Origin of the sequence: Zavarzinia sp. CC-PAN008 (assembly GCF_051903925.1) — a bacterium.
GTDB lineage: Bacteria > Pseudomonadota > Alphaproteobacteria > Zavarziniales > Zavarziniaceae.
Genome location: NZ_CP173678.1, coordinates 2,942,063 through 2,963,289 on the forward strand (window position 1 = coordinate 2,942,063; position 21,227 = coordinate 2,963,289).

Consider the following 21,227-nt stretch of genomic DNA (forward strand, 5'->3'; position numbering starts at 1 on the left):
TATTCGCTGTCGGGCGCGATCCAAGCTGAATGGCGGCGCAACCTCCCTTAGGCTGGCGCGGAGAGAAATAACGACAATGGGAGGAGGCGCGATGACCCGGCTTGGCAGCGTGGCGGCGATCTGGCGCTTTCCGGTCAAGAGCATGGCCGGCGAGCAGATGGACAGCGCGTTCGTCAGCTTTTCCGGTCTGCTCGGCGACCGGCTCTATGCCATCCAGCATTCGGCGGCGATGCCGGGCTTTCCCTACCTGACGGCGCGGCGGCGGCCCGACATGCTGCACTGGCAGCCGGTCTTTCGTACGCCGGAGCGGGCGCTGGCGCCCGAGAACCTGAAGGCGGCAGAGACGCTGGGCCCCGGCCTCACGCCGCTCTATCCGGGGGCGGAGGCGCTGGCGCTGGACGTGGCGGCGCCCGACGGCACGCGCATGGCGATCGACGATCCGGCGGTTCTGGCCCTGCTTGGCGACGACATGAAGGCGGGTGAGACGCTGGCGCTGGTCCGCTCCGACCGCGCGCTGACCGACTGCGCGCCGGTCTCGATCATCTCCAGCCAGACGATCGACCAGCTGGGGCGCGAACTGGGCCGGCCCATGGACGCGCGGCGCTTTCGCATGAACTTCACCATCGCGCTGGACGAGGGAGAGGGCTATGGCGAGGACGCACTGATCGGCCGGACCATCCGCATCGGCGCGCGCGTCCGCATCGCGGTCCAGGGCCGCGATGCGCGCTGCAAGATGATCACCTATGACCCCGAGACGCTGGAGAGCGATCCCCAGGTCCTGGCGGTGGTCAGCGACAACCACGAGTCCTGCGCCGGCCTGTATTGCGCCGTCCTGGCCGAGGGCATGGTGCAGGCCGGCGACGCGGTGGTGCTGGACGGCTGACGCAGAACCCTCCCCCGGCCCGAAGGGATGGGGGAGGGCAGGGTGGGGGCGACGTCCTGCGGGTTGATGCTTGGGTGGCGGCTCAGATGGCGCGGCCTGCCCTCACCCCAACCCTCTCCCACCGCTTCGCGGCGGGAGAGGGAGCGACGTGGTCTCCCGTTCCCCTACGTCCTCCAGATCATCCGGGGAACTATGGATCGACCATCAAGTCATTCAAAATGTGCAGGATCTACGCCCCGGTGAAGGCGGGCTTGCGCTTTTCGAGGAAGGCGGCGACGCCTTCCTGGTAGTCGGCGCTGGTGCCCATTTCGCGCTGCAGGTCGCGCTCAAGGTCGAGCTGGGTCGACAGGTCGGCGCCCCACGCCGCGCGCAGCGCCTTCTTGGTCGCGGCCAGGCCGCGGGTGGGGGCTGTAGCGAAGCGGGCCACCAGCGCCTCGGCCTCCGCCATCAGCTTGTCGTCGTCGACGCAGGACCAGATCAGGCCCCAGGCGGCGGCCTGTTCCGCGGGCAGCGGCTGGCCGGTCAGGGCCAGGCCCATGGCGCGGGCCTGGCCCGCAAGGCGTGGCAGGATCCAGGTGCCCCCACCATCCGGCACCAGGCCGATATTGGCGAAGGACTGGATGAACCTGGCGCTGCGCGCGGCGATCACGATGTCGCAGCCAAAGGCCAGGTTGGCGCCGGCCCCGGCGGCGACGCCGTTCACCGCAGCCACGACGGGCAGGGGCAGGGCAGCCAGGCGGCGCACCAGCGGGTTGTAGTGCGTCTCGATCGTGGTGCCCAGGTCGTGGCCGGGCTGGCCGGGGGCGATGGCGGGGTCCGCCAGGTCCTGTCCGGCACAGAAGCCGCGCCCCGCCCCGGTCAGCAGCAGGACGCGCGCACCCTCCGCCTCGATCCGGGTCAGGGCCTGGGCGATCTCGCCGTGCATTTCGGCGGTGAAGCTGTTGAGCTTGTCCGGGCGGTTGAGGGCCAGGCGGGCAATGCCGCCGTCGAGCGTGAACTGGATCGTGGCAAAGCCCATCGCGACGCATCCCCCTGTGGTGCGGCCTGTTGCGGCCGTTGCTTCGCTTCTATGATTGAACGGTCGGTCGGTCAATCCAAGGACAAGCGCCCATGCCTGATGTCACCCCTCTGCGCCTTGCCGAAACCATGCTGGCCCGGGAGGGGACGGGACCTGCCTGGGGCATCGAGATCGAGGCGGCGGGAGAGGGCTATTCCAGGCTGGCCATGCGGCTGCGGCCCGACATGCTGAACGGCCACGGCATCGCCCATGGCGGCATGATCTTTGCGCTGGCCGATACCGCATTCGCCTATGCCTGCAATTCGCGCAATCAGGCCTGCGTTGCGCAAGCCGCCTCCATCGTCTTCCTGGACAAGGGGATTGCCGGCGAGCGCCTGGTGGCGGAGGCGCGCGAGCAGAGCCTCGCGGGGCGCAGTGGCGTCTATGCCGTGTCGGTGCGGGGCGAGGATGGGCGCGCGATCGCCGAGTTCCAGGGCCTGAGCCGGACGATTGGCGGCAGCATCCTCTGATTGATTGACCGATCGGTCGGGTTATTATATGAGTCGATCCAGGGAGGATTGGTGATGGCGCATGACGAGCAGACCTTGACCGAGGCCTTGACGGAAGCGTTCGAGGCGCGCGTCGCGGCCGATGCCTTCATCGAGCCCAAGGACTGGATGCCCGACGCCTATCGCCGGACGCTGGTGCGCCAGATCTCGCAGCATGCCCATTCCGAGATCGTCGGCATGCTGCCCGAAGGTGCCTGGATCGCCCGGGCCCCCAGCCTGCGGCGCAAGGCGGTGCTGCTGGCCAAGGTGCAGGATGAGGGGGGACACGGACTGTACCTCTATTCCGCGGCCGAGACGCTGGGCACCAGCCGGCAGGACATGACCGAGGCGCTGCACGAGGGCCGCGCCAAGTATTCGACGATCTTCAACTATCCGACCCTGACCTGGGCGGATATCGGTGCGATCGGCTGGCTGGTCGATGGGGCCGCGATCATGAACCAGGTGCCGCTGCAGCGCTGCTCCTACGGGCCCTATGCGCGGGCCATGGTGCGCATCTGCAAGGAGGAGAGCTTCCACCAGCGCCAGGGCTTCGAGATCATGACGGTGATGGCGGGTGGCACGGCCGCGCAGAAGCGCATGGCGCAGGACGCGCTGGACCGCTGGTGGTGGCCCAGCCTGATGATGTTCGGCCCGCCCGACGACCAGTCGCCCAACACCGCGCAATCCATCCGCTGGCGCATCAAGCGCGAGAGCAACGACGAACTGCGCCAGAAGTTCGTGGACGTGACGGTGCCCCAGGCCGAGGCGCTGGGCCTGACGGTGCCGGACCCGGACTTGCGCTGGAACGCGGCGCGAGGCTCGTACGACTTCGGCGCGATCGACTGGGCCGAGTTCGCGGCCGTGGTCCGCGGCGAGGGGCCGGTCGCCAAGGAGCGCATGGCGGCCAGGCGCGCCGCCTGGGACGAGGGCGCCTGGGTGCGCGAGGCGGCCCTGGCGCATGCGGAGAAGCAGGCGGCACGCGCCGCCGAACGGGCCGCGGCATGAGCGCGGACCTGCCCCTGTGGGAGGTGTTCGTGCGGGCCAGGGGCGGCCTGTCCCACCGCCATGTTGGCTCGATCCACGCGGCCGATGCGCGCATGGCGATCGACGCCGCGCGCGATGCCTATACGCGGCGGCAGGAGGGCGTGAGCCTGTGGGTGGTGCCGTCCGCCGCGATCACCGCGTCCGACCCGGACGAGGCGGGCCCCCTGTTCGAGCCGGCGGCCGACAAGGTCTATCGCCACCCGACCTTCTATGTCGTGCCAGCGAACGTGAAGAACATCTGATGGCTCTCGTTGTTGCTCTTTTTCCACCTCATCCTGAGGTGCGAGCCATCGGCGAGCCTCGAAGGATGGGCCGCCGTAGCGCCGGCTGCCCATCCTTCGAGGCTCCGCTTCGCTCCGCACCTCAGGATGAGGTGGTTCTTGTTGGGCCTGTGCCATGACAGACGCGACGCTGCATGCCTTTGCCCTGCGGCTGGGGGACGATGCGCTGGTCCTGGGGCAGCGAGTGGCGGAGTGGTGCGGGCATGCACCGACGCTGGAGCTGGACCTGGCCCTGTCCAACATGGGCCTGGACCTGATCGGGCAGGCGACGCACTTCCTGGACCTGGCGGCGGAGGCCGAAGGGGCGGGACGCGATGCCGATGCGCTGGCGTTTCTCCGCGAGCCGCTGGACTACACCAATTGCCTGCTGGTGGAGCAGCCGAACGGCGACTTCGCCCGGACCATCGCGCGCCACCTGCTGTTCGCCACCTGGGCGGAACTGGCCTATGGCCAACTGGCGCAGGCGGCCGAGCCACGCATTGCCGGGATCGCCGCCAAGGCCGTGAAGGAAATGGCCTATCACGCGCGGCTGGCCGCCGACTGGACCGTGCGGCTGGGCGACGGCACGGTCGAGAGCCGGCAGCGCATGGTGGACGGCCTGGACTGGTGCTGGCGCTTTGTCGACGAGCTGTTCGTGGCGGACGACCTGGACGCCGGTGCCGCGCAGCGCGGCTTCGGCCTGGACAAGGCGGCCCTGCGCGTTGCGTTCGACAGCCGGATCGCGGCGACCCTGGATGCGGCGGCGCTGACGCAGCCGACGCCGCGGCGCGGCGTGCTGGGCGGGCGGCGCGGGCACCATTCCGAGCACCTGGGGCCGCTGCTGGCGGTCATGCAGTCCCTGCCACGGGCCAATCCGGGGGCGACATGGTGAGCGACGCGGTCGACGCCGGCGCCATCTGGTCGGTGCTGGAAGGCGTGCCGGACCCGGAAATCCCCGTCGTCTCGGTCGTTGACCTGGGGATCGTCCGCGCGGTGGAGGCCGAGGGCCAGGGGGCGGTCGTGCTGACGCCGACCTATAGCGGTTGTCCGGCGACCCATGCCATCGCGCTCAGCGTGCGCGCGGCGCTGGATGGTGCCGGCTTTGACCAGGTGGCGGTGACGACGCGGCTGGCACCGGCCTGGACCACCGACTGGATCAGTGCCCAGGGCCGGGAGAAGCTGCGCCGCTATGGCATAGCACCCCCGTCGCCCGCCGCCCGTGTGGCCTGCCCGCAATGCGGCTCTGCCGCCACGGAGGAGATCAGCCGCTTTGGCTCGACCCCGTGCAAGGCGCTGTGGCGCTGTCTCGACTGCCGCGAACCGTTCGACCGTTTCAAATGTCATTGACCCAGACAGCGCCCCCGTCGCCCGAGGCGGCCCCCGGCTTCCACTTCCTGCGGCTGGCCGAGGTGCGGCGCGAGACGCCGGATGCCGTCTCGCTGCTGTTCGCGGTGCCGGAGCCCCTGCGCGCGACCTTTGCCTTCAAGGCGGGCCAGCACCTGACCCTGCGCCGCGTCATCGAGGGCGAGGATGTCCGGCGCACCTATTCGATCTGCTCCGCACCCGGCGACGGCAGCCTGCGCGTGGCCGTGCGGCACCTGCCGGGCGGGGCCATGTCGGGCTTTGCCAACGGCACGCTGAGGACGGGGGAGTGGATCGAGGTGGGTGCGCCGTTCGGGCGCTTCACCTTCGGCTTCGAGGGGGGCCGCGCGCGGCGCTACCTGGCGATCGCTGCCGGATCGGGGATCACGCCGGTCCTGTCGCTGATCCGCACGGCCCTGGCGGTCGAGCCGGACAGTGCGGTCACCCTGTTCTATGCCAACCGGGGCCTTTCGACCGTGCTGTTCCTTGAGGAGCTGGCCGCGCTGAAGGACCGCCATATCGGTCGCCTGCAGGTCCATCACTTCCTCTCGCGCGAGGTGGACGAGGTCGAGCTGTTCGCCGGGCGCCTGGACCGCGAACGCTGCGAACGGGCGCTCCGCCTGCTGCTGCCGGGCACGCCGGACGCCGTCTTCCTCTGCGGGCCGGCGCCGATGATGGGGGAGGCGCGCGCTGCCCTGGCCGCATTCGGCGTGGAGCCCGGAGCGATTCATGCCGAGCGCTTCACCGTGCTGGCGCCCGATCCGGCACAGCGCGCGGCGGCCGAGGCGCTGGCCGCGACTGCGGGCGCCGTGCCGATGACTGTGACGCTGGACGGTCGTCGCGTCCCTGTCGCCTACCGCCCCGAGGCGGGCAACGTGCTGGACAGCGTGCGCGCGGCCGGCCTGCCCGCGCCCTATGCCTGCAAGGGCGGGGTCTGCGCCACCTGCCGCGCCCGCGTGGTGGAGGGAGAGGTGGCCATGAAGGTGAATTACGGCCTGAGTGACGAGGAAGTGGCTCAGGGCTTCGTCCTGACCTGCCAGGCCGTGCCAAGGGGCCCCGTCGTGCTCGACTACGACGTCTGAGGCTCAGGCTCTGATACACAGGGGGCTGAGAGCCCTTCTGGAGAATCCGTTCACCCCCGCGAATATGCAAACAGACTCTGGGGCTCAGGCGATGATGCCGTGCTGGCGCAGCAGGCCCTCCTCGTCGCCGGAGACCCAGCCGAAGATGCGGGGCGGCCCGCCGCGCATCTGCAGGAAATAGGTCACGTCGAAATCCAGCGGCAGGTTGGGCCGCCCGGGCCGGGCATAGGCGGCGGTCCATCCGACCTGCGCCTGGGCGTGCATGGCGTCGATCGGCTGGACCGCCACGAAGCGGATCACCATGGACCGGGTGCCGATCGCGCGATACCGCGCATGGCCGTCCTGCATTGCGCGGCCGAGGTCGGCGTCGTTGCGCGCGGTCGTGACGCCCTGGGGCGTTGCGGCGATCGTCGCCTCGGCAAACATGGGTCTCAGGTCGTGTACGACCCCCTCTCCCGCGAGGGCGCGATTCACCAGATCCTGGTAGCGCGTGAAGAATGCCTGGATCGCCTGTTCCATCCCGCCTCCCGTCCATGCCCAGCCGGCTTGTCGTCCGGCCAGGCACAGCCAGGCAAACCCTGTGTGGTTCACACGCAGGGGTCGTATCGCGCCTCTCAAGAATGTTCGTTATTTGTTCCTATCGTTTTGTATTTTGTCACGATAGGATGCACAACGTGACACAAACGGGAGGATCAAATGCTGCGCAAGTTCAATCCGGACGGGGCCTCGACACCGAATTTCTACAGCCATGGGGTGGAGGTGCCGGCCGGCGCCCGGCTGCTGTTCATTGCAGGCCAGGTGGGACAAGGCGCGGACGGGGCGATCCCCCCCGACATGGCAGGGCAGGCGGCCCTGGCCGTCGCCAACCTGAAGGCCGTGCTGGCGGGTGCTGGCATGGGGGTTGAGGACGTCGTGAAGTATACGATCTACCTCACGGACGAGGCGATGGTGCCCGATTTCCTGGGGGCCGCCGCGGCCCTGCTGTCATCGCCACCGCCGGCGACGACGCTGCTGTTCGTCAAGGCCCTGGCCAGTCCCGCCCTGTTCGTCGAGATCGAGGCGGTCGCGGCCAAGCTGCCGGGGTAGGTCATCCCCTCCCCTACGTGCCCCGGTTTATGCGGGGCATCCATGAACCAGCCGTTCCGAGTGCTTGCCGGTCGGCTCATGGGTCCCCCGGATAAACCGGGGGACGTAGGGGAGGAGTAGCAGGGGGTCAGGCGCCGGTGGTTTCGCGGAACATCAGCCACTTGGCGTCGGGGGTGTAGGCCCCCTTGATCGCGGCCTTGCTCACCCAGGCATTGGTGCCGTGGTAGAGGAAGACATAGGCGCCCGTCTCCTCCAGCCGGTTCTGCAGGTCGATATAGGTGGCGGCGCGCTTGGCGGGGTCCGTCTCGGTCGTCGCGGCCTTGTTCTCGGCATCCCAGGCGGGATCGCAGGTGCGCTGCCAGTTCCACACGCCAACCTGGTCGCAGGTGTACCAGGCGGTGACGTTGCTGGCGTCGGGGCCGGTCGTGAACTTCACGATGAAGAGCTGGCTGTCCTTCCAGGCCTCGCCCTTGGATTCCATGTGCGAGGCGCTGAACGCCGCGCGGTCCATGGGCGTGATTTCCAGCGTGATGCCAACCTCGGCCAGCTGAGCCTGCATGATCTGGGCGATGGTCGAGTAGTCGGTGTCGGCCGAGAAGTCGATCTTGAGCGACAGGTCGCTGACCCCCGCCTCGGCCAGGAGGGCCTTGGACTTCTCAGGGTCGTAGCCATAGAGGAGCGCCGTGCGCGCACCGGGCAGGGATGAGGGGACGACCCCAAGCGCCGGCGCCACCGCGCCGCCAAAGGTCGTGTCGAGGATGGTCGGCACGTCGATCGCGTGCTGGATCGCGCGGCGGACGCGAACGTCCTTCAGCTTGGGATGCTCGACGTTCATCCCCATCCAGATGTAGGCCAGCGCCGGGGCGGTGCTGAGCGTCGTCTTCGGGTCTGCCGCCTTCTGGATCTGGGGGACCGAGCTCAAGGCCACCTTGGTGATGTCGAGGTCGCCCGCCTGGTAGCCGATCTCGGCCGTCTTCAGGTCGACGATGGGGATCAGGTGGATTTCGTCGAAATAGGGGGCGGTGCCGGTCCAGGCGGGATTGCGATCCAGGACCAGCTTCTCGCGCGGGGTCCAGGCCTTGATCTTGTAGGGACCGGAAGTGGCGAAGGGATCGGTCTCGATCTTGCCGCCGTTCTTCTCCAGGGCCGCCTTGCAGACGACGATGCCGGACGCGCTGGGCAGGGTGATCGTGAACAGCGGCGCATAGGCGGTCTTGAGGTGGATGACGCCCTTGTACTTGTCGAGCACCTCGACGCGGTCCAGGGCCTCCCACTCCTCCTTGTAGACGGCTTCCAGCTTGGGATCGAGGAAGCGCTCGAACGAGTACTTCACGTCTTCGGCCGTCATCTCGCCAAAGTCGCCGGTCCACATCTGGCCGGGCTTCAGGGTGAAGCTGATCGTCTTGTCGTCCACCTGGGTCAGCTCGGACGCGGCGTCCAGCTGCCAGCCCCAGGTCTCGCCGCTCTTGTATTGGCACAGGCCCTGGAAGATCGCGTACATCGGCATCTCGTCGTACCAGCCGTGCCGCAAGGCAGGGTCCAGGTTCTGGATGTCGGTGTCGTTCTGGACACGCAGGATCTTCAGATCCTGCGCCATCACGGCCTGGGCGCGGCCCAGCGCCGAGGCCCCCAGGCCCAGGGCGGCAAGGGCGGTCAGGACTTCGCGTCGATCAAGTCTCATGGGGATCCGGGTCCATCGCTGGAGGCTGAGGGAGGGCACGCACACACTTGCTGTCGCACCGGGGGCCGCTCATGCGGCGGCACCCAGACTGCGGACATTTGGGAAATGGCAGCGCACGCTGTGGCCGGCGCCGTCCACCGCGGTTTCAGGCGGTGCCACGCTGCGGCAGATGTCCTGCGCCAGCGGGCAGCGGGTATGGAATTCGCAGGCCGGCGGCCGGCGGCGCAGGCTGGGCACTTCGCCCGCCAGCGGGGCCGCCCGGACGCCGCGGGCCCGCGGCAGCTTCGCCTCCAGCAGGGCGCGGGTATAGGGATGGGCGGGCCTGGCAAAGACCGAGGCGGTCGGCCCCGTCTCGACCAGGCGGCCCAGGTACATGACCGCGGTGCGATCGGTGACGTGGCGCGTGACGCCCAGATTGTGGGTGATGAGCAGGATGCTCATGCCCAGGTCCTTCTGCAGCTCGTCCAGCAGGTTGAGCAGCTCACCCTGGATCGACAGGTCCAGGCCGGCGGTCGGCTCGTCCGCCACCACCAGCTTGGGCCGCAGGGCCAGCGCGCGGGCGACGGACACGCGGCGCGCCTGGCCGCCCGAAAGCTCGTGGGGATAGCGGTCGAGCAGGGCACGCGGCAGGCCCACCCGCTCGATCAGGCGGGCTGCCATGGGGCGCAGGTGGCCCCGCGCGCGCAAGGGTGGCCGCTCCTGGATCAGCACGGGCTCGGTCACCGCCTGGAACACCGTCATGCGCGGGTCGAGCGAGGCGACCGGGTCCTGGAACATCATCGCCGCCTCGCGCCGCAACGGCCGCCAGGGGCCATCGCCGAAGCCGTCGGCCTGGCGCCCGTCAATGCGCACGGCGCCCGAACTGAGCGGCGTCAGGCCCAGGATGGCGCGGCCGAGCGTGGTCTTGCCGCTGCCGCTTTCGCCGACCAGGCCTAGCGTTTCGCCCCGGGCCAGGCTGAGGGAGACACCGGCCACGATCTCAAGGTGTGCTGGACCGCGGCCCAGCAGGCGGTCGAACAGCGTGGAGCCGGGCACCCGCACCACGGCGTCCGTCACCTCCAGCACGGGGAAGGGCGCGCTCATGCGACGGCCCGGTGGCACAGTGCACGGCTGCCGTCGCTCCGGACCAGGTCGGGCGGGCGGATGCTGGCGCATTGGGGCAGGGCCTCGCCGCAGCGGGGCTGGAAGGCGCAGCCGCTGCGCGGGGCGAGCGGACTGGGCACCCGGCCCGGAATGGTGGGCAGGCGCCGCGTCGCCGTCTCGATGGCGGCGGGGTCGCAGGCCAGCAGGGCGCGGGTATAGGGATGCGTGGGGCGCGACAGGACCTGATCCACCGGTCCCGCCTCGACCAGCTCGCCCGCGTACATCACGGCGACCTGGTCGCAGAGCTGGGCGACCAGCCCCATGTCGTGGCTGACGAAGACGGTGGCGCCCCGCACCAGGTCGCGCACCTCGTCCAACAGGGCCACGATCTGCAGCTCGGTCGTGGCGTCGAGGGCGGTCGTCGGCTCGTCCGCCAGGAGCAGGCGCGGCTCGGTCAGCAGGGCGGCGGCGATCGCCACGCGCTGGCGGATGCCGCCCGACAGTTCGAACGGGTATTGGCTCATGCGCACGGCGGGGTCGGAAATACCGACGCGCGCGAGCATATCCTGCGCCAGGGCCCAGCGTTCGCGCCGGCTGCGCTCCACCCTGTGGTGCTGGAAGGCGACAAGCTGCCGACCGATGGCGACGACAGGATTGAGCGCGGTGAAGGGGTCCTGGAACACCGCGGCGATGCCGTTGCCGCGCAGGCGCCGCAGGCTCGCCTCGCTCTGGTGGGCAAGGTCGCGGCCGTCGAGCAGCAGGCGCCCTTCCGTCCGGGCATAGGGCGGCAGCAGGGCCATCATCGCGTTGACCAGCGTGGTCTTGCCGCTGCCGCTCTCGCCGACCAGGCCCAGGACCTGGCCCTGGTGCAGGGTGAGGGAGACAGCGCGCACCGCGGCGACCGGGCCGTGGTCGCTGTCGAAGGTGATGGACAGCCGGTCCAGCTGGAGCAGCGCGGTCATGTCCGCCCCCGTACGCGCGGGTCGAGCGCGTCGCGCAACGCCTCGCCCAGCAGGGTGAAGCCGATCGTCGCCAGGATCACGGGCAGGCCCGCCGCCGCCACGATGTGCGGCGCCTCGCCAATGAAGGAATATCCGTCATTGATGATGCCGCCCCAGCTGGGCGTCGGCGGCCGCACGCCCTGGCCCAGGAAGCTGAGGCCCGATTCGACGGCGATCACGGCGGGCACGTCCATCGCCACAAGGACCAGCAGGGGGCCCGCCATGTTGGGCAGAACGTGGCGCAGCACGACACGCAAGGGGGACGCGCCCATGGCCCGGGCGGCGAGCACGTACTCGCTGCGCTTCAGGACCAAAGTCTGGCTGCGGACGACCCGGAAATAGGCGGGCGTCATGAACACTGCGACCACGATCAGGATGGTCTGCAGGCTGGGGCCATAGAGGGTGACGACCGCCAGCGCGAACAGGATCATCGGCAACGAGATGACGGCATCGCAGGCGAGCATCAGCCCAAGGTCGAGGAAACGCGGGCCATAGCCCGCCAGCAGGCCCAGGACCAGGCCCGCCACCAGCGCCATCCCAATGCCGGCAACCGCCACCGTCATTGCCGTGCGGGTGCCGGCAATGATGCGCGACAGCACGTCCCGCCCCAGCTGGTCTGCCCCCAGCCAATGCTCCAGGCTGGGCGCCGCAAACCGGTCCGGGGCGCGGATCGCGATAGGGTTATAGGGGGTGAGCCAGGGGCCGAAGATCGCCAGGATCACCACCAGGGCGACCAGGGCCGCACCGATCCGGCCCATGGGCTGGGCCAGGACGCGGCGCAGGATGCGGCGACCGCGGCCGGATCCCGGAGGGCTGTCGGCGGACACGGTGGCGCTGCGGACCGGTGCCGCCGCCACGGCGCTGTCAGAGGGCACGGCGGACACGGGGATCCAGCCTCGCCACCAGCAGGTCGGCCGCCAGGTTGCACAGAAGGTAGAGGGCAGCCGTGACGACGACGGTCCCCATCACGACGGGGAAGTTCCGCGTGATGACGGCGTCATAGGTCAGACGGCCCAGGCCCGGCCTGGCGAACACGATCTCGGTCAGGACGGCACCGGACAGCAGTGCGCCGATGCCGATGCCCAGGACCGCGATCACCGGGGGCAGGGCCACCGGCAGGGCGTAGCGCAGCGCAATCCAGCTGTCGCGGATGCCGAACGCCCGGAAGGTGCGGACATGCTGCTCGCCCAGGACGTCGATCATCGCGGCGCGGACGAGGCGCGAGAGATAGCCAAGCCAGCCGAGCCCGACGGCAAAGGCCGGCAGCACCAGATGGTGCAGCTTCTGTCCCCATTGCCCGGGCTCGCCCGCGCCGATCGCGGGAAACCACTTGAGCTGCACTGCGAACAGCAGCAGGGCATAGATCGCGACGACGAAGGACGGCAGCGAGATCACGCTGATCGACAGCACGCCCGCCACGCGATCGACGATGCCGTCGCGGTGCAACGCCGACCAGACGCCCAGCGGCACGCCCAGAAGGATCGCCCAGCCGATGCCGAGTGCCGTCAGGGCCAGGGTATGGGGCAGGGCACCCAGGACCAGCTCGTTCACCGGCCGGCCGGTCAGCACGTCGGTGCCAAGGTCGCCCTGCACAAGCCGCGACACGAAGTTCCACCACTGCACCACCAGCGGCTGGTCCAGGCCCATGCGCTGGCGGAAAGCTTCCCGCACGGCTTCGCTGGCGCGGGGCCCCAGGGCCACGCTGGCGGGATCCCCCGGCACGACATAGACGAGGCCGAACAGCATCGTCGTCGTGACCAGCAGGACCAGGACCGCCAGACCAAGGCGGCGCAGGGCATAGAACGCCATCAGGCGCGCTCGGACCCGTGACCGGCAGGGCTGTACCTGCCGCAACATGACGCGACGATCGGCACCGCATTCTCCTCTCGGTGTCCTGGCGCGTTTCCCCCTCGTTGTATGCAGTATGCTGAGCCGCGCGGGGTCTCGCAAGCCCACGCGGTGACGGCGATCAGGAAACGACGAACGCGGCGTCCTGCGGACCCTTGTCGCCGTTGATCGGGTTCATGTCCTGGGGGCAGGCCGACAGGACCACGATCACGTCGTCCAGCGCCTTCAGCGCCACATAGTCGCCGGGCCGGCTGACGGGTGGGTCGAAGCTGACACGGCCGTCGGGATGGACGGGAATGTTCATGAACAGGTTCAGCGGGCTGGGCACCTCCGGCGCCTCAAGGCCGATGGCCGCCATGGCGTTGCGCAGGTTGTCGGTGCAGCTGTCGTGGTAGCCGACATGGCCCAGGCATTCGTAGCGGTACTTGTCGCAGGCCGACATCAGCGTGTCGTGCACGCCCGGGCTGGTGTCCTCGACCACCTCCAGGATCGGCCGCCGGTGATTCGTGGGCAGGCCGTCGCCCACCCTGATCCCGATGCGGCTGAACTGGGTCCGGAGATGCTCCATCGACATGACCTCGCGCAGGTCGCCGGCGACGAAGGCCCAGGTGTCGACGACCTGGGTGCCGTTGGGATTCTCGATGCGGATGGTCTGCCCGCGGCCCACCCGCACGGCGCGCCCCGCCCGCGCCGGCAGGACATAGCGGCGACCGGGTTCGGGCCGTCCATCGGGGCTGATCGGTGAGGTGGCGGTGTCGTTGGTCATGGGCGCCCTCCGCTTGAACCGGCGCCGTGGCGTCCGGCCTTCTGGTCTGCGAGCGCAATTGTCGCCAGGGGCCGGCGCATGGCCAGCCCCCGCGTTCAAACCATGGTTGGGCGGGCGGCTTCGGCTGCGCCGACTGACCTCGCGTTCATTTGATCGAACGGCGCATCGAGTCTTGGCAATTTGCAGCGAAAAATGGTACGCCGCATAGGATCACAATGTATGGATCAGCGCAGTGACGCGACTGGTTCGCACAGGGGCGGTGGTATGCAGAAGCGCAGGCGCAAAGAACAGCCGGCGGTATCAGAGTGCGAGATTTCTGTTACGCGGGGTAACCTGACTGAACTTCTGGCACGACCGGGCATGCTTGTCCGACGAATGCATCAGATATACCTTTCAATTTACGCGGAAGAATGCTCCACGTTCAAGGTGACGTCTGTCCAGCACGCGATCATGGCTGTGGTTCATGAGAATCCGGGCCTGGAGCAGGGGCGCGTTGCGTTGGAGGTCGGGGTCGACCGGACGACCATGGCCGACGTCACCCGACGACTGGAGAAACGCGGCCTGATTGAGCGCTCGCACGATCCGTCGGACCGCCGGACCCGCCGCCTGCACCTGACACAGGCGGGCCTGGACACGCTTCAGGGCATGGGCCCGGCGATCGAACGGGTCCATGCGCGCCTGGTGGAACCGCTGCCGACATCATTGCGCGAGGCGCTCTCGGCCACCCTGATCCGGCTGATCGCCGCCCATAACGAGGACGGGCGCGTCCCCATGCGCCTGGGCTGACCTGGGCGAAGGCTGGTCTGGGCGAACCTGGGCCGCCGCCCTCAGATCGAGGGCGGCAGCCGGGGGCGACCGTCAGCGCCTGCGAGCCCCTGTGCCTGGAGGCTCGCCAGGGTGCGGGCGAAGTGCTGGGCCGCGGCCGGCCGCTCCCACCCCTCCAGCCAGTTCTGCTCCAGGAAGGCATGGATTGCCGGCTGGCCCAGTTCGGCCTCCCACAGGATGCCGAGCAGCGAGGCCTCGCACTCCTCGCGCTGGCGCGTCTCCTCGTCGACACAGCGGCAGGCGTCCGCCTCCGCCGCCCGGCCGCTTTCCGGGCCCGCGCCCAGGCCGAAATCCGGCAGCGACCGCCGCTCCGGCGGGCACAGCAGCCAATGCGCCACCTCGTGCACGATCACGCTGGCTTCGCTCCGCGTGCGGATGCAGGTGCCATCCCAACTGAAGGCCACTTCCGGCCGCTCGTCCCGCGTCGGGATGCCGGCGCGCGCCGCCAGGGTCGTGGCCGCCAACCGATGGTCCGGCAGATCATAGTCGCCGTGCGCGCCGCTGGCGGCGATGCGGGCAAAGGCCCGTGCAGCCGCTCCCTCCAGGCGATCGGCGAAACTGTCCAGGACCGTGGGCAGGTCGTCCGTTTCGATGGGCGTCAGGATCATTGGCGAATTGTTAAGCCTTGTTATCCATCATCGGCGGCAGATTTCGCCCGTGCGATGGAGCTGCCATCTTGTCCATCCGAACGCCCAAACTGTTCAGCGCCGAGCGGGCGTTGATGGAACAGCGCAAGACCCAGGCCCCTGACATGGGAGGGCCCCAGGAGGACAGCGTGGACCGCAATGAAATGCTTGCCGCCCTGAAGGAGGTCAAGCACGAGATTGCCGACCTCCGCGCAGTGGTGTCGCAGGCCGCACCCGGCGCCGAGGAGGCCGCGAACGAATTGCGTCAGAACCAGGACGTCCGCATCGAGATCGCGCGCATGGTGCGCGAGATTGGACGCGCGAAGCGCGAACTCGCCTCCATCCGGCATCCGATGTCGGACGACGACCGCATGAGTGCCGCCTCGAACGAGCTGGATGCCATCGTCCTGGCGACCGAGACGGCGACGCACGACATCCTGGACGCCAGCGAAAAGATGGGTGGCCTGATCTCGGACCTGCAGATCCTGCTGGCCGACGATGCCGAGGCCCGACCCAAGGCGGAGGCCCTGGAGAACCACCTGGTGACCATCCTGGAGGCGTGCAACTTCCAGGACATTACCGGCCAGCGGATCACCAAGGTCGTGCGCACCCTGCGCTTCGTCGAGGAGCGGGTGATGTCGATGATCGGCATCTGGGGCGTCGACGCCTTTGTCGACCTGCCCATGGGCAACGAGGTCGTGGCCCAGGGCGACGAGGCCCTGCTCAACGGCCCGCAGCTTGCCAACCAGGGCCTGAGCCAGGACGATATCGACGCCCTCTTCGGCTGAGGGCGTTCGACCAGGCCGGCGCGGCGGCGCTCAGGCCGCTGCCCGCAGCCCCCAGACCGGGGGCTTGCGCCCGATCCAGGGCTGGGCCTGTTCCAGCTGTGCAGCCAGTCGGAACAGCGTCGCCTCGTCGCCATGGCGACCGGCGAACTGCATGCCCAGCGGCAGGCCGGACGCGCTCCAGGCCAGGGGCACGGACATGGCGGGCTGGCCCGTGAAGTTGAACGGCGGGGTGAAGGGAAACGCCTCGGCCTGACGCTGGTTGACGAGCGCCGGATCCAGCGTCACCGGGTCGATATGGCCAACCGGGGGCGGTTCCGTCCCCAGGACCGGCGACAGGAAGACGTCGAACCGGTCAAACAGCGACAGCAACTCAACACTCAGGCGGCGCATCGCATGCGCGCCCTCCACCACCTGCTCCGGCGTGGTGCCCGATGATCCCTCGATGATGGCCCAGGTCAGGCGCTCCAGCTCGTGGCGCTCGGGCGCGCGGCCCGTTTCCCTGATCCGCCGCGCCAGCCGGGCGCGCATGTTGGGGCCCGACACGGCGCGGTGCGCGCGGTAGAGCGGGCGCAGGTCCACGCTCAGGTCATGGGGCACAACCTCGTGCCCCAAGCCCTGCAGCAGCGCCACGGTTTGCTGCAGGGCGGCCTCCACCTCCGCCGCGATGGGCTTGCCGCTGGGCGTGCGGCTGGACCAGGCGATGCGCAGGCGCCCGGGCGGCGTCGCGACTTCCTCCAGCCACGGGCGTTGGCGCGGCGGCACGGCAAAGGGTGTCCCGCCCGGCCAGCCGGCCGTCGCGTCCAGCAGGGCCGCGCTGTCGCGCACCGTGCGTGTCACCGCATGGTCGACCGCCAGGTTCAGGAGACCGTCCAGCCGCGCCGGATCCGTCGGATTGCGGTCGCGCGTGATCTTCATGCCGAACAGGCCGCAGCATGCCGCCGGGATGCGGATCGAGCCCAGTCCGTCCGAGGCGTGGGCCATCGGCACCATGCCGCTGGCGACGGCGGCCGCGGCCCCGCCGCTCGACCCCCCCGTGATGTGCGCCGGGTTCCAGGGATTGCGGCAGGGGCCCAGCCGGCCCGATTCGGTGGTGCCCGTGATGCCCAGTTCCGGCGTGTTGGTGGTGCCCAGCAGGACCAGTCCGGCACCACGGAAGCGCCGCGTCATGATGCCGTCGCTGGCGGCCGGACCGTCGCCGAAATAGTGGCTGCCGGACGTGCAGGGCCAGCCCTCGACCGGGCAGGCAAGGTCCTTGATCAGGAACGGCACGCCGCCGAACGGGCCGTCCGCGGCACGGGTCCGCCGGGCCTCGTCATAGGCCTTGTGCACCAGCGCGTTGAGCTGGGGGTTCAGGGCCTCGATCCGGGCGATGGCGGCTTCGACCACATCGGCGGGAGAGACCTCGCCCCGGCGGATCAGGTCGGCCAGGCCCAGGCCGTCATACTGGTCGTACTCCGCGAATGCCATGGCGTGCGCTCCCCCCTTTGTCTTCTCCGGCACCTCAGCCCGCCGGCGCGACCGTGCGGCCCAGGCTCCACGCATAATAGCGCCACAGGACCAGGGCCGCGGTCGAGCGATGTGGCCGCCAGGCTTCCGCCAGGCGGTCCATGCCGCGCACGTCGGGCCGCTGCTCCAGGCCCTTCAGCCTGCGCGCGGCTTCCTGAAGGGCGACGTCGTGGGCGGGCCACAGGTCGGGCCGGCCATGCGCGAACATCAGGTAGACCTCGGCACTCCAGCGGCCCAGTCCCGGCAGCGCCACCAGGGCGGCGATGGCCTGCGCGTCGGGCAATGCAGCCACGGCGGCCGGGTCGAAACGCCCTTCGACGATCGCCTGCGCCAGGCCCAGCGCGTAGCGCTGCTTGGGTCGGGAGAAGCCGGCCGTGACCAGCGCCTCCGCTCCGGCCGCCAGGATTGCCGCGGGATCTGCGGGATCCACCAGCGCCTCCAGCCTGCGCCAGATCGCAGCACCGGATGCGGTCGACACCTGCTGGTCGACGATGATCCGCAGCAGCGTACCAAATCCCGGAGCCCGGATCCGCAGTTCAGGAATGCCTGCCTGGTCCAGAGCCCGTGCAATATCGGGATCAGCCGAGCGCAATGCGCGCAATGCTGCGGCATGAATACACAGGCGTGCGTCGGTTTCAGTGTCGTCAACCATAACGGATCACAGAAGTGGACAGGTTTGGCAGCAATCTGAGCATTGAATATAACGTGTTATAGCGAAACACCGTTCACGACTAGCTGAACGCTGTGAAGGAAGTCGTTCACTTTCGCCGGTATTTCTGGCTTCATCATGCGCGACTGGGACGAACGTGCTGCGCTGGCCGCCTTGACGGGGCGCAGAAGCCCGCGGGACAGCGGGATCGCCTGAACAGCTGGAGGAATTATGGCGCGGGTAGAGGCCTTCGTGTTCCGTTGGCGTGCAGTAATACTGGCACTACTGGGCTTGGCGACGATCGTTTCCGGCTATCTGGCCAAGGATCTCAAGATCGAGGCGGGGTTCGAGTCGACCCTGCCGATCGGCCATGAGTATGTCGATACGTTCCTCCAGTATCGCAAGGACTTCTCTGGCGCCAATCGCGTCCTGATCGCCTTCGAGAAGAGGGACGGCACGATCTGGGACGCGGACTTCCTGCAGAAGATCCGCTCCGCGACGGACGACCTCTTCTATGTCACGGGCGTTGCCCGCGGGACGGTCACCTCGCTGTGGACGGCGAACACCCGCTATATCGAACTGGTCGAGGACGGCCTGCGCGCGGGCGACGTGATCCCGTCCGGAGTGCAGCTGACCCCTGAATCGATCGAGATGATCCAGCGCAATGTGCTGAAGGGGAACCATGTCGGCCGCCTGGTCAGCTTCGACTTCAAGTCCACGCTGCTGACGGCCGAGCTGCAGGAAATCCACCCGCGCACGCGCCTCGCCCTCGATCCGCTCGAGGTCGCCCGGCAGCTTGAGAAGGATCTGCGCGACAAGTACGAGACGGACGACATCAAGGTCCGCATCGTCGGCTTTGCGCCACTGCTGGGGCAGATCGCCTCCGCCGCCGGAAACGTGGTCGAGTTCTTCGGCTTTGCCTTCCTGCTGACGGTCGGCATGGTTTACCTCTATTGCCGGTCCTGGCGGCTGACGCTGGTGACCCTGTTCGCCTCGCTGTGCTCGCTGATCTGGCAGTTCGGCCTGCTCGCCGTCATGGGCCTGGGCGTCCATCCGCTGTCGATCCTGGTGCCGTTCCTAGTCTTTGCCATCGGCGTCAGTCACGGCGTGCAGCAGCTCAACATGATCGGTGCCGAACTTGCGGCCGGACGCACCAAGGAGGAGGCCGCGCGGACCACGTTCAGCTTCCTGTTCGTGCCGGGCCTTGTCGCGCTGCTGTCGACTTTTGCCGGCTTTGCCACGCTGGGGGTCATTCCGATCGGCATGATCCGCGAACTGGCCGTGGCGGCCAGCGTCGGCATCGCGCTGAAGATCGTCTCGAACCTCGTCATGCTGCCCTTGCTGGCGTCCTACATCGCGCCGGGCGGCAACTACCCTGAGAAAGTGCGCCGTGCCATGGAATGGCGCGCGCGCTTCTGGCCCACGGTCGCCACGGTCGCGGGCCCCCGCTTCTCGTTCGTTGTGGTCGGCCTTGCCCTGGTGCTGGGCGCGGTCGGCCTGTACGAGGGGCGCAACCTGCAGATCGGCGACGTGCATGCCGGCGCCGCCGAATTGCGCCCCAATGCCCGCTACAACCAGGACATCGCCTTCATCACCAGCAACTACGCGATCGGCCTGAACGTCCTGACGGCGATCGTGGAGGCGCCGGAAAACGCCTGCGTCGACTACACGCTGATGCGCCTGCTGGATCATTTCCAGTGGACCATGGCCAACGTGCCTGGGGTCCAGGCCGCCGTCGGCCTGCCCTTCATGTCCAAGACGGTGGGCACGATCTGGCGCGAGGGGAACCTGCGCTGGCGCGCGGTGCCGCGGGACCGCAGCGTGCTGTCGCAGGCTGTGGGCGTGGTGCCGACGGCCAGCGGCCTGCTCAATTCGCGCTGCACCGTCCTGCCGCTGATGGTCTTCACCAGCGACACCAAGGCCGAGACCCTGCACGACGCGGTGGTCGCGGTCGACGCATTCCGGCGCGAGAACAAGCTGGGCACCACGCTGATGGGCCTGCTGGACGGCATGCCCGACACCAGCGCCGCCGACCGCGCGGTGCTAGACCGCGGCGTCCACCAGTCGCTGGTCCTGCTCGGCGTGCTGGAGTTCCTGGAGAACAACCGCGAGACGTTCCAGCGCTTCGGCATCGCCTCGAACTGGCTCGACCCCGCCCTGCGCGAGGCCATGCTGAAGGCTCCCGCCAGCCAGGCGCCGATCGACACCGCGCTGGCCACGATGGCGGACCTGGAAGCCAAGGCCGGCGCCGAGCCGATCTCGAACCGCGACTGGCGCGAGGCAGAGCGTCAGGCCCGGACCCCGATCGACGAACTGGCGCCCGAGTCCCGCGCGACGCTGGAGGGCATCCAGAACGCCAGCGAGGACGCCAAGCGGGCCCGCGTCGCCCAGCTGATGAGCGCCTATCTGGAGAAGAACCGGCCGGCGATCGAGACGGGCAACCGCAATTTCCTGCGAGTCCATCCGCTGGACTGGGCGATCCAGTACTTCAAGTCGCTGGAAAACCCGCCCGCCGTCCTGACCCGCGCGGCCGAGTTCCTGAACCTGCCTGAGACGCGGACGCGCGCCGTCAACGTGCGGCTGGCCTCCGGCAATGGTGGCATCCTGGCGGCGACAAACCAGGCGGTGGCGGCGGCGGAAATCCCGATGCTGCTCTATGTCTATGCCGTCGTCATGGTGCTGGTCATCGCCAGCTATCGCGAATGGCGCGGGGCCCTGGTCTGCGTCCTGCCGCTGATCCTGTCGACCATCATCGGCAACTGGCTGCTGACGCTGCTTGGCATCGGGCTCAAGGTCTCGACCCTGCCGGTGCTGGCGATCGCGGTCGGCATCGGCGTCGACTACGGCATCTATGAGTACAACCGCATCCAGCGCTACATGAGCATGGGGAAATCGCCCTACGAGGCCTATCTCCAGGCGCTGCACGATGTCGGCTCGGCCACCATGTTCACCGGCTTCACGCTGGCGATCGGTGTCGCGCTGTGGAGCTTCTCGGAATTGAAGTTCCAGGCTGACATGGGCCTGCTGTTGACCATCATGTTCATGGTCAACATGATCGGCGCCGTCACTTTGCTTCCGGCGCTGGTCGCGGTACTGGAGGTGCTGGTGCCGCGCCGTGGCGGCGTGGTGGTGCCGAAGGGAGCTTGGCATTAGCGCGAACACCTCTCCGGGAACCCGGTGCGCCCGATCCTG

At 68.9% G+C, this 21,227-nt stretch carries 22 protein-coding genes; 11 read left to right on the plus strand and 11 right to left on the minus strand.

The window, feature by feature from the left end; genetic code table 11:
* Positions 1 to 91: 91 nt before the first annotated feature.
* On the plus strand, positions 92 to 883 hold the full coding sequence (locus tag ACI6GS_RS13835) for an MOSC domain-containing protein (RefSeq protein WP_439814035.1): 792 nt from the start codon (positions 92 to 94) through the stop codon (positions 881 to 883).
* Positions 884 to 1,112: 229 nt separating this feature from the next.
* Here the strand turns inward: ACI6GS_RS13835 and paaG are convergent, their stop codons facing one another.
* Positions 1,113 to 1,901 (minus strand): 2-(1,2-epoxy-1,2-dihydrophenyl)acetyl-CoA isomerase PaaG, encoded by a 789-nt coding sequence (gene paaG / locus ACI6GS_RS13840; RefSeq protein ID WP_439814036.1) that lies wholly within the window; start codon positions 1,899 to 1,901, stop codon positions 1,113 to 1,115.
* Between the two features lie 92 nt (positions 1,902 to 1,993).
* Here paaG and paaI point away from each other — a divergent pair, with 92 nt between their 5' ends.
* The 6 genes from paaI to ACI6GS_RS13870 all read left to right on the plus strand — a co-directional run bounded on the left by paaI (position 1,994) and on the right by ACI6GS_RS13870 (position 6,176).
* Positions 1,994 to 2,410 (plus strand): hydroxyphenylacetyl-CoA thioesterase PaaI, encoded by a 417-nt coding sequence (gene paaI, locus ACI6GS_RS13845; protein WP_439814037.1) that lies wholly within the window; start codon positions 1,994 to 1,996, stop codon positions 2,408 to 2,410.
* A gap of 54 nt (positions 2,411 to 2,464) precedes the next feature.
* Entirely contained in the window at positions 2,465 to 3,433 is a 969-nt protein-coding gene (gene paaA / locus ACI6GS_RS13850) for a 1,2-phenylacetyl-CoA epoxidase subunit PaaA (RefSeq protein WP_439814038.1), read from the plus strand.
* Entirely contained in the window at positions 3,430 to 3,714 is a 285-nt protein-coding gene (gene paaB / locus ACI6GS_RS13855; protein ID WP_439814039.1) for a 1,2-phenylacetyl-CoA epoxidase subunit PaaB, read from the plus strand. The genes paaA and paaB overlap by 4 nt, the downstream gene beginning before the upstream one ends.
* 154 nt (positions 3,715 to 3,868) lie before the next feature.
* Complete coding sequence (paaC, locus tag ACI6GS_RS13860) at positions 3,869 to 4,624, plus strand: 1,2-phenylacetyl-CoA epoxidase subunit PaaC (RefSeq protein WP_439814040.1); 756 nt, start codon at positions 3,869 to 3,871, stop codon at positions 4,622 to 4,624.
* Positions 4,618 to 5,079 (plus strand): 1,2-phenylacetyl-CoA epoxidase subunit PaaD, encoded by a 462-nt coding sequence (gene paaD / locus ACI6GS_RS13865; protein WP_439814041.1) that lies wholly within the window; start codon positions 4,618 to 4,620, stop codon positions 5,077 to 5,079. The genes paaC and paaD overlap by 7 nt, the downstream gene beginning before the upstream one ends.
* Complete coding sequence (locus ACI6GS_RS13870) at positions 5,076 to 6,176, plus strand: 2Fe-2S iron-sulfur cluster-binding protein (RefSeq protein ID WP_439814042.1); 1,101 nt, start codon at positions 5,076 to 5,078, stop codon at positions 6,174 to 6,176. Before paaD ends, ACI6GS_RS13870 begins: the two co-directional genes overlap by 4 nt.
* Before the next feature lie 84 nt (positions 6,177 to 6,260).
* Here ACI6GS_RS13870 and ACI6GS_RS13875 read toward each other — a convergent pair whose 3' ends face one another.
* Positions 6,261 to 6,695, minus strand: a complete 435-nt coding sequence (locus ACI6GS_RS13875) for a hypothetical protein (protein ID WP_439814043.1) — start codon at positions 6,693 to 6,695, stop codon at positions 6,261 to 6,263.
* A gap of 177 nt (positions 6,696 to 6,872) precedes the next feature.
* Between ACI6GS_RS13875 and ACI6GS_RS13880 the strand changes: the two genes are divergently transcribed.
* Positions 6,873 to 7,262 (plus strand): RidA family protein, encoded by a 390-nt coding sequence (locus ACI6GS_RS13880; protein WP_439814044.1) that lies wholly within the window; start codon positions 6,873 to 6,875, stop codon positions 7,260 to 7,262.
* Positions 7,263 to 7,389: 127 nt separating this feature from the next.
* On the opposite strand, the gene ACI6GS_RS13885 is transcribed toward ACI6GS_RS13880, so the two are convergent.
* The 6 genes from ACI6GS_RS13885 to ACI6GS_RS13910 form a co-directional block, all read right to left on the minus strand.
* Complete coding sequence (locus ACI6GS_RS13885) at positions 7,390 to 8,943, minus strand: ABC transporter substrate-binding protein (protein WP_439814045.1); 1,554 nt, start codon at positions 8,941 to 8,943, stop codon at positions 7,390 to 7,392.
* Positions 8,944 to 9,012: 69 nt separating this feature from the next.
* Positions 9,013 to 10,026 (minus strand): oligopeptide/dipeptide ABC transporter ATP-binding protein, encoded by a 1,014-nt coding sequence (locus tag ACI6GS_RS13890; protein ID WP_439814046.1) that lies wholly within the window; start codon positions 10,024 to 10,026, stop codon positions 9,013 to 9,015.
* A complete protein-coding gene (locus ACI6GS_RS13895) occupies positions 10,023 to 10,988 on the minus strand; it encodes an ABC transporter ATP-binding protein (RefSeq protein ID WP_439814047.1) in 966 nt (321 codons plus the stop codon). The genes ACI6GS_RS13890 and ACI6GS_RS13895 overlap by 4 nt, the downstream gene beginning before the upstream one ends.
* Positions 10,985 to 11,911 carry an ABC transporter permease gene (locus ACI6GS_RS13900; RefSeq protein WP_439814048.1) on the minus strand — a complete coding sequence of 309 codons (927 nt, stop codon included), beginning with the start codon at positions 11,909 to 11,911 and terminating at the stop codon, positions 10,985 to 10,987. Before ACI6GS_RS13900 ends, ACI6GS_RS13895 begins: the two co-directional genes overlap by 4 nt.
* Positions 11,892 to 12,836: an ABC transporter permease gene (locus tag ACI6GS_RS13905; RefSeq protein WP_439814049.1), complete on the minus strand. Its 945-nt coding sequence runs from the start codon at positions 12,834 to 12,836 to the stop codon at positions 11,892 to 11,894. Before ACI6GS_RS13905 ends, ACI6GS_RS13900 begins: the two co-directional genes overlap by 20 nt.
* 160 nt (positions 12,837 to 12,996) lie before the next feature.
* On the minus strand, positions 12,997 to 13,641 hold the full coding sequence (locus ACI6GS_RS13910) for a DUF1989 domain-containing protein (RefSeq protein ID WP_439814050.1): 645 nt from the start codon (positions 13,639 to 13,641) through the stop codon (positions 12,997 to 12,999).
* Between the two features lie 375 nt (positions 13,642 to 14,016).
* Here ACI6GS_RS13910 and ACI6GS_RS13915 point away from each other — a divergent pair, with 375 nt between their 5' ends.
* Positions 14,017 to 14,427, plus strand: a complete 411-nt coding sequence (locus ACI6GS_RS13915) for a MarR family winged helix-turn-helix transcriptional regulator (RefSeq protein WP_439817970.1) — start codon at positions 14,017 to 14,019, stop codon at positions 14,425 to 14,427.
* Between the two features lie 41 nt (positions 14,428 to 14,468).
* Here the strand turns inward: ACI6GS_RS13915 and ACI6GS_RS13920 are convergent, their stop codons facing one another.
* Entirely contained in the window at positions 14,469 to 15,074 is a 606-nt protein-coding gene (locus ACI6GS_RS13920; RefSeq protein ID WP_439814051.1) for a hypothetical protein, read from the minus strand.
* Positions 15,075 to 15,241: 167 nt separating this feature from the next.
* On the opposite strand from ACI6GS_RS13920, the gene ACI6GS_RS13925 reads away from it, so the two are divergent.
* Entirely contained in the window at positions 15,242 to 15,880 is a 639-nt protein-coding gene (locus ACI6GS_RS13925; RefSeq protein ID WP_439814052.1) for a protein phosphatase CheZ, read from the plus strand.
* 30 nt (positions 15,881 to 15,910) lie between these two features.
* On the opposite strand, the gene ACI6GS_RS13930 is transcribed toward ACI6GS_RS13925, so the two are convergent.
* Together ACI6GS_RS13930 and ACI6GS_RS13935 are read right to left on the minus strand one after the other, a co-directional pair.
* On the minus strand, positions 15,911 to 17,347 hold the full coding sequence (locus ACI6GS_RS13930) for an amidase (RefSeq protein WP_439814053.1): 1,437 nt from the start codon (positions 17,345 to 17,347) through the stop codon (positions 15,911 to 15,913).
* 34 nt (positions 17,348 to 17,381) lie between these two features.
* Complete coding sequence (locus ACI6GS_RS13935; RefSeq protein WP_439814054.1) at positions 17,382 to 18,038, minus strand: DNA-3-methyladenine glycosylase family protein; 657 nt, start codon at positions 18,036 to 18,038, stop codon at positions 17,382 to 17,384.
* Between the two features lie 288 nt (positions 18,039 to 18,326).
* On the opposite strand from ACI6GS_RS13935, the gene ACI6GS_RS13940 reads away from it, so the two are divergent.
* Positions 18,327 to 21,188, plus strand: a complete 2,862-nt coding sequence (locus ACI6GS_RS13940) for an efflux RND transporter permease subunit (RefSeq protein WP_439814055.1) — start codon at positions 18,327 to 18,329, stop codon at positions 21,186 to 21,188.
* Positions 21,189 to 21,227: the final 39 nt, after the last annotated feature.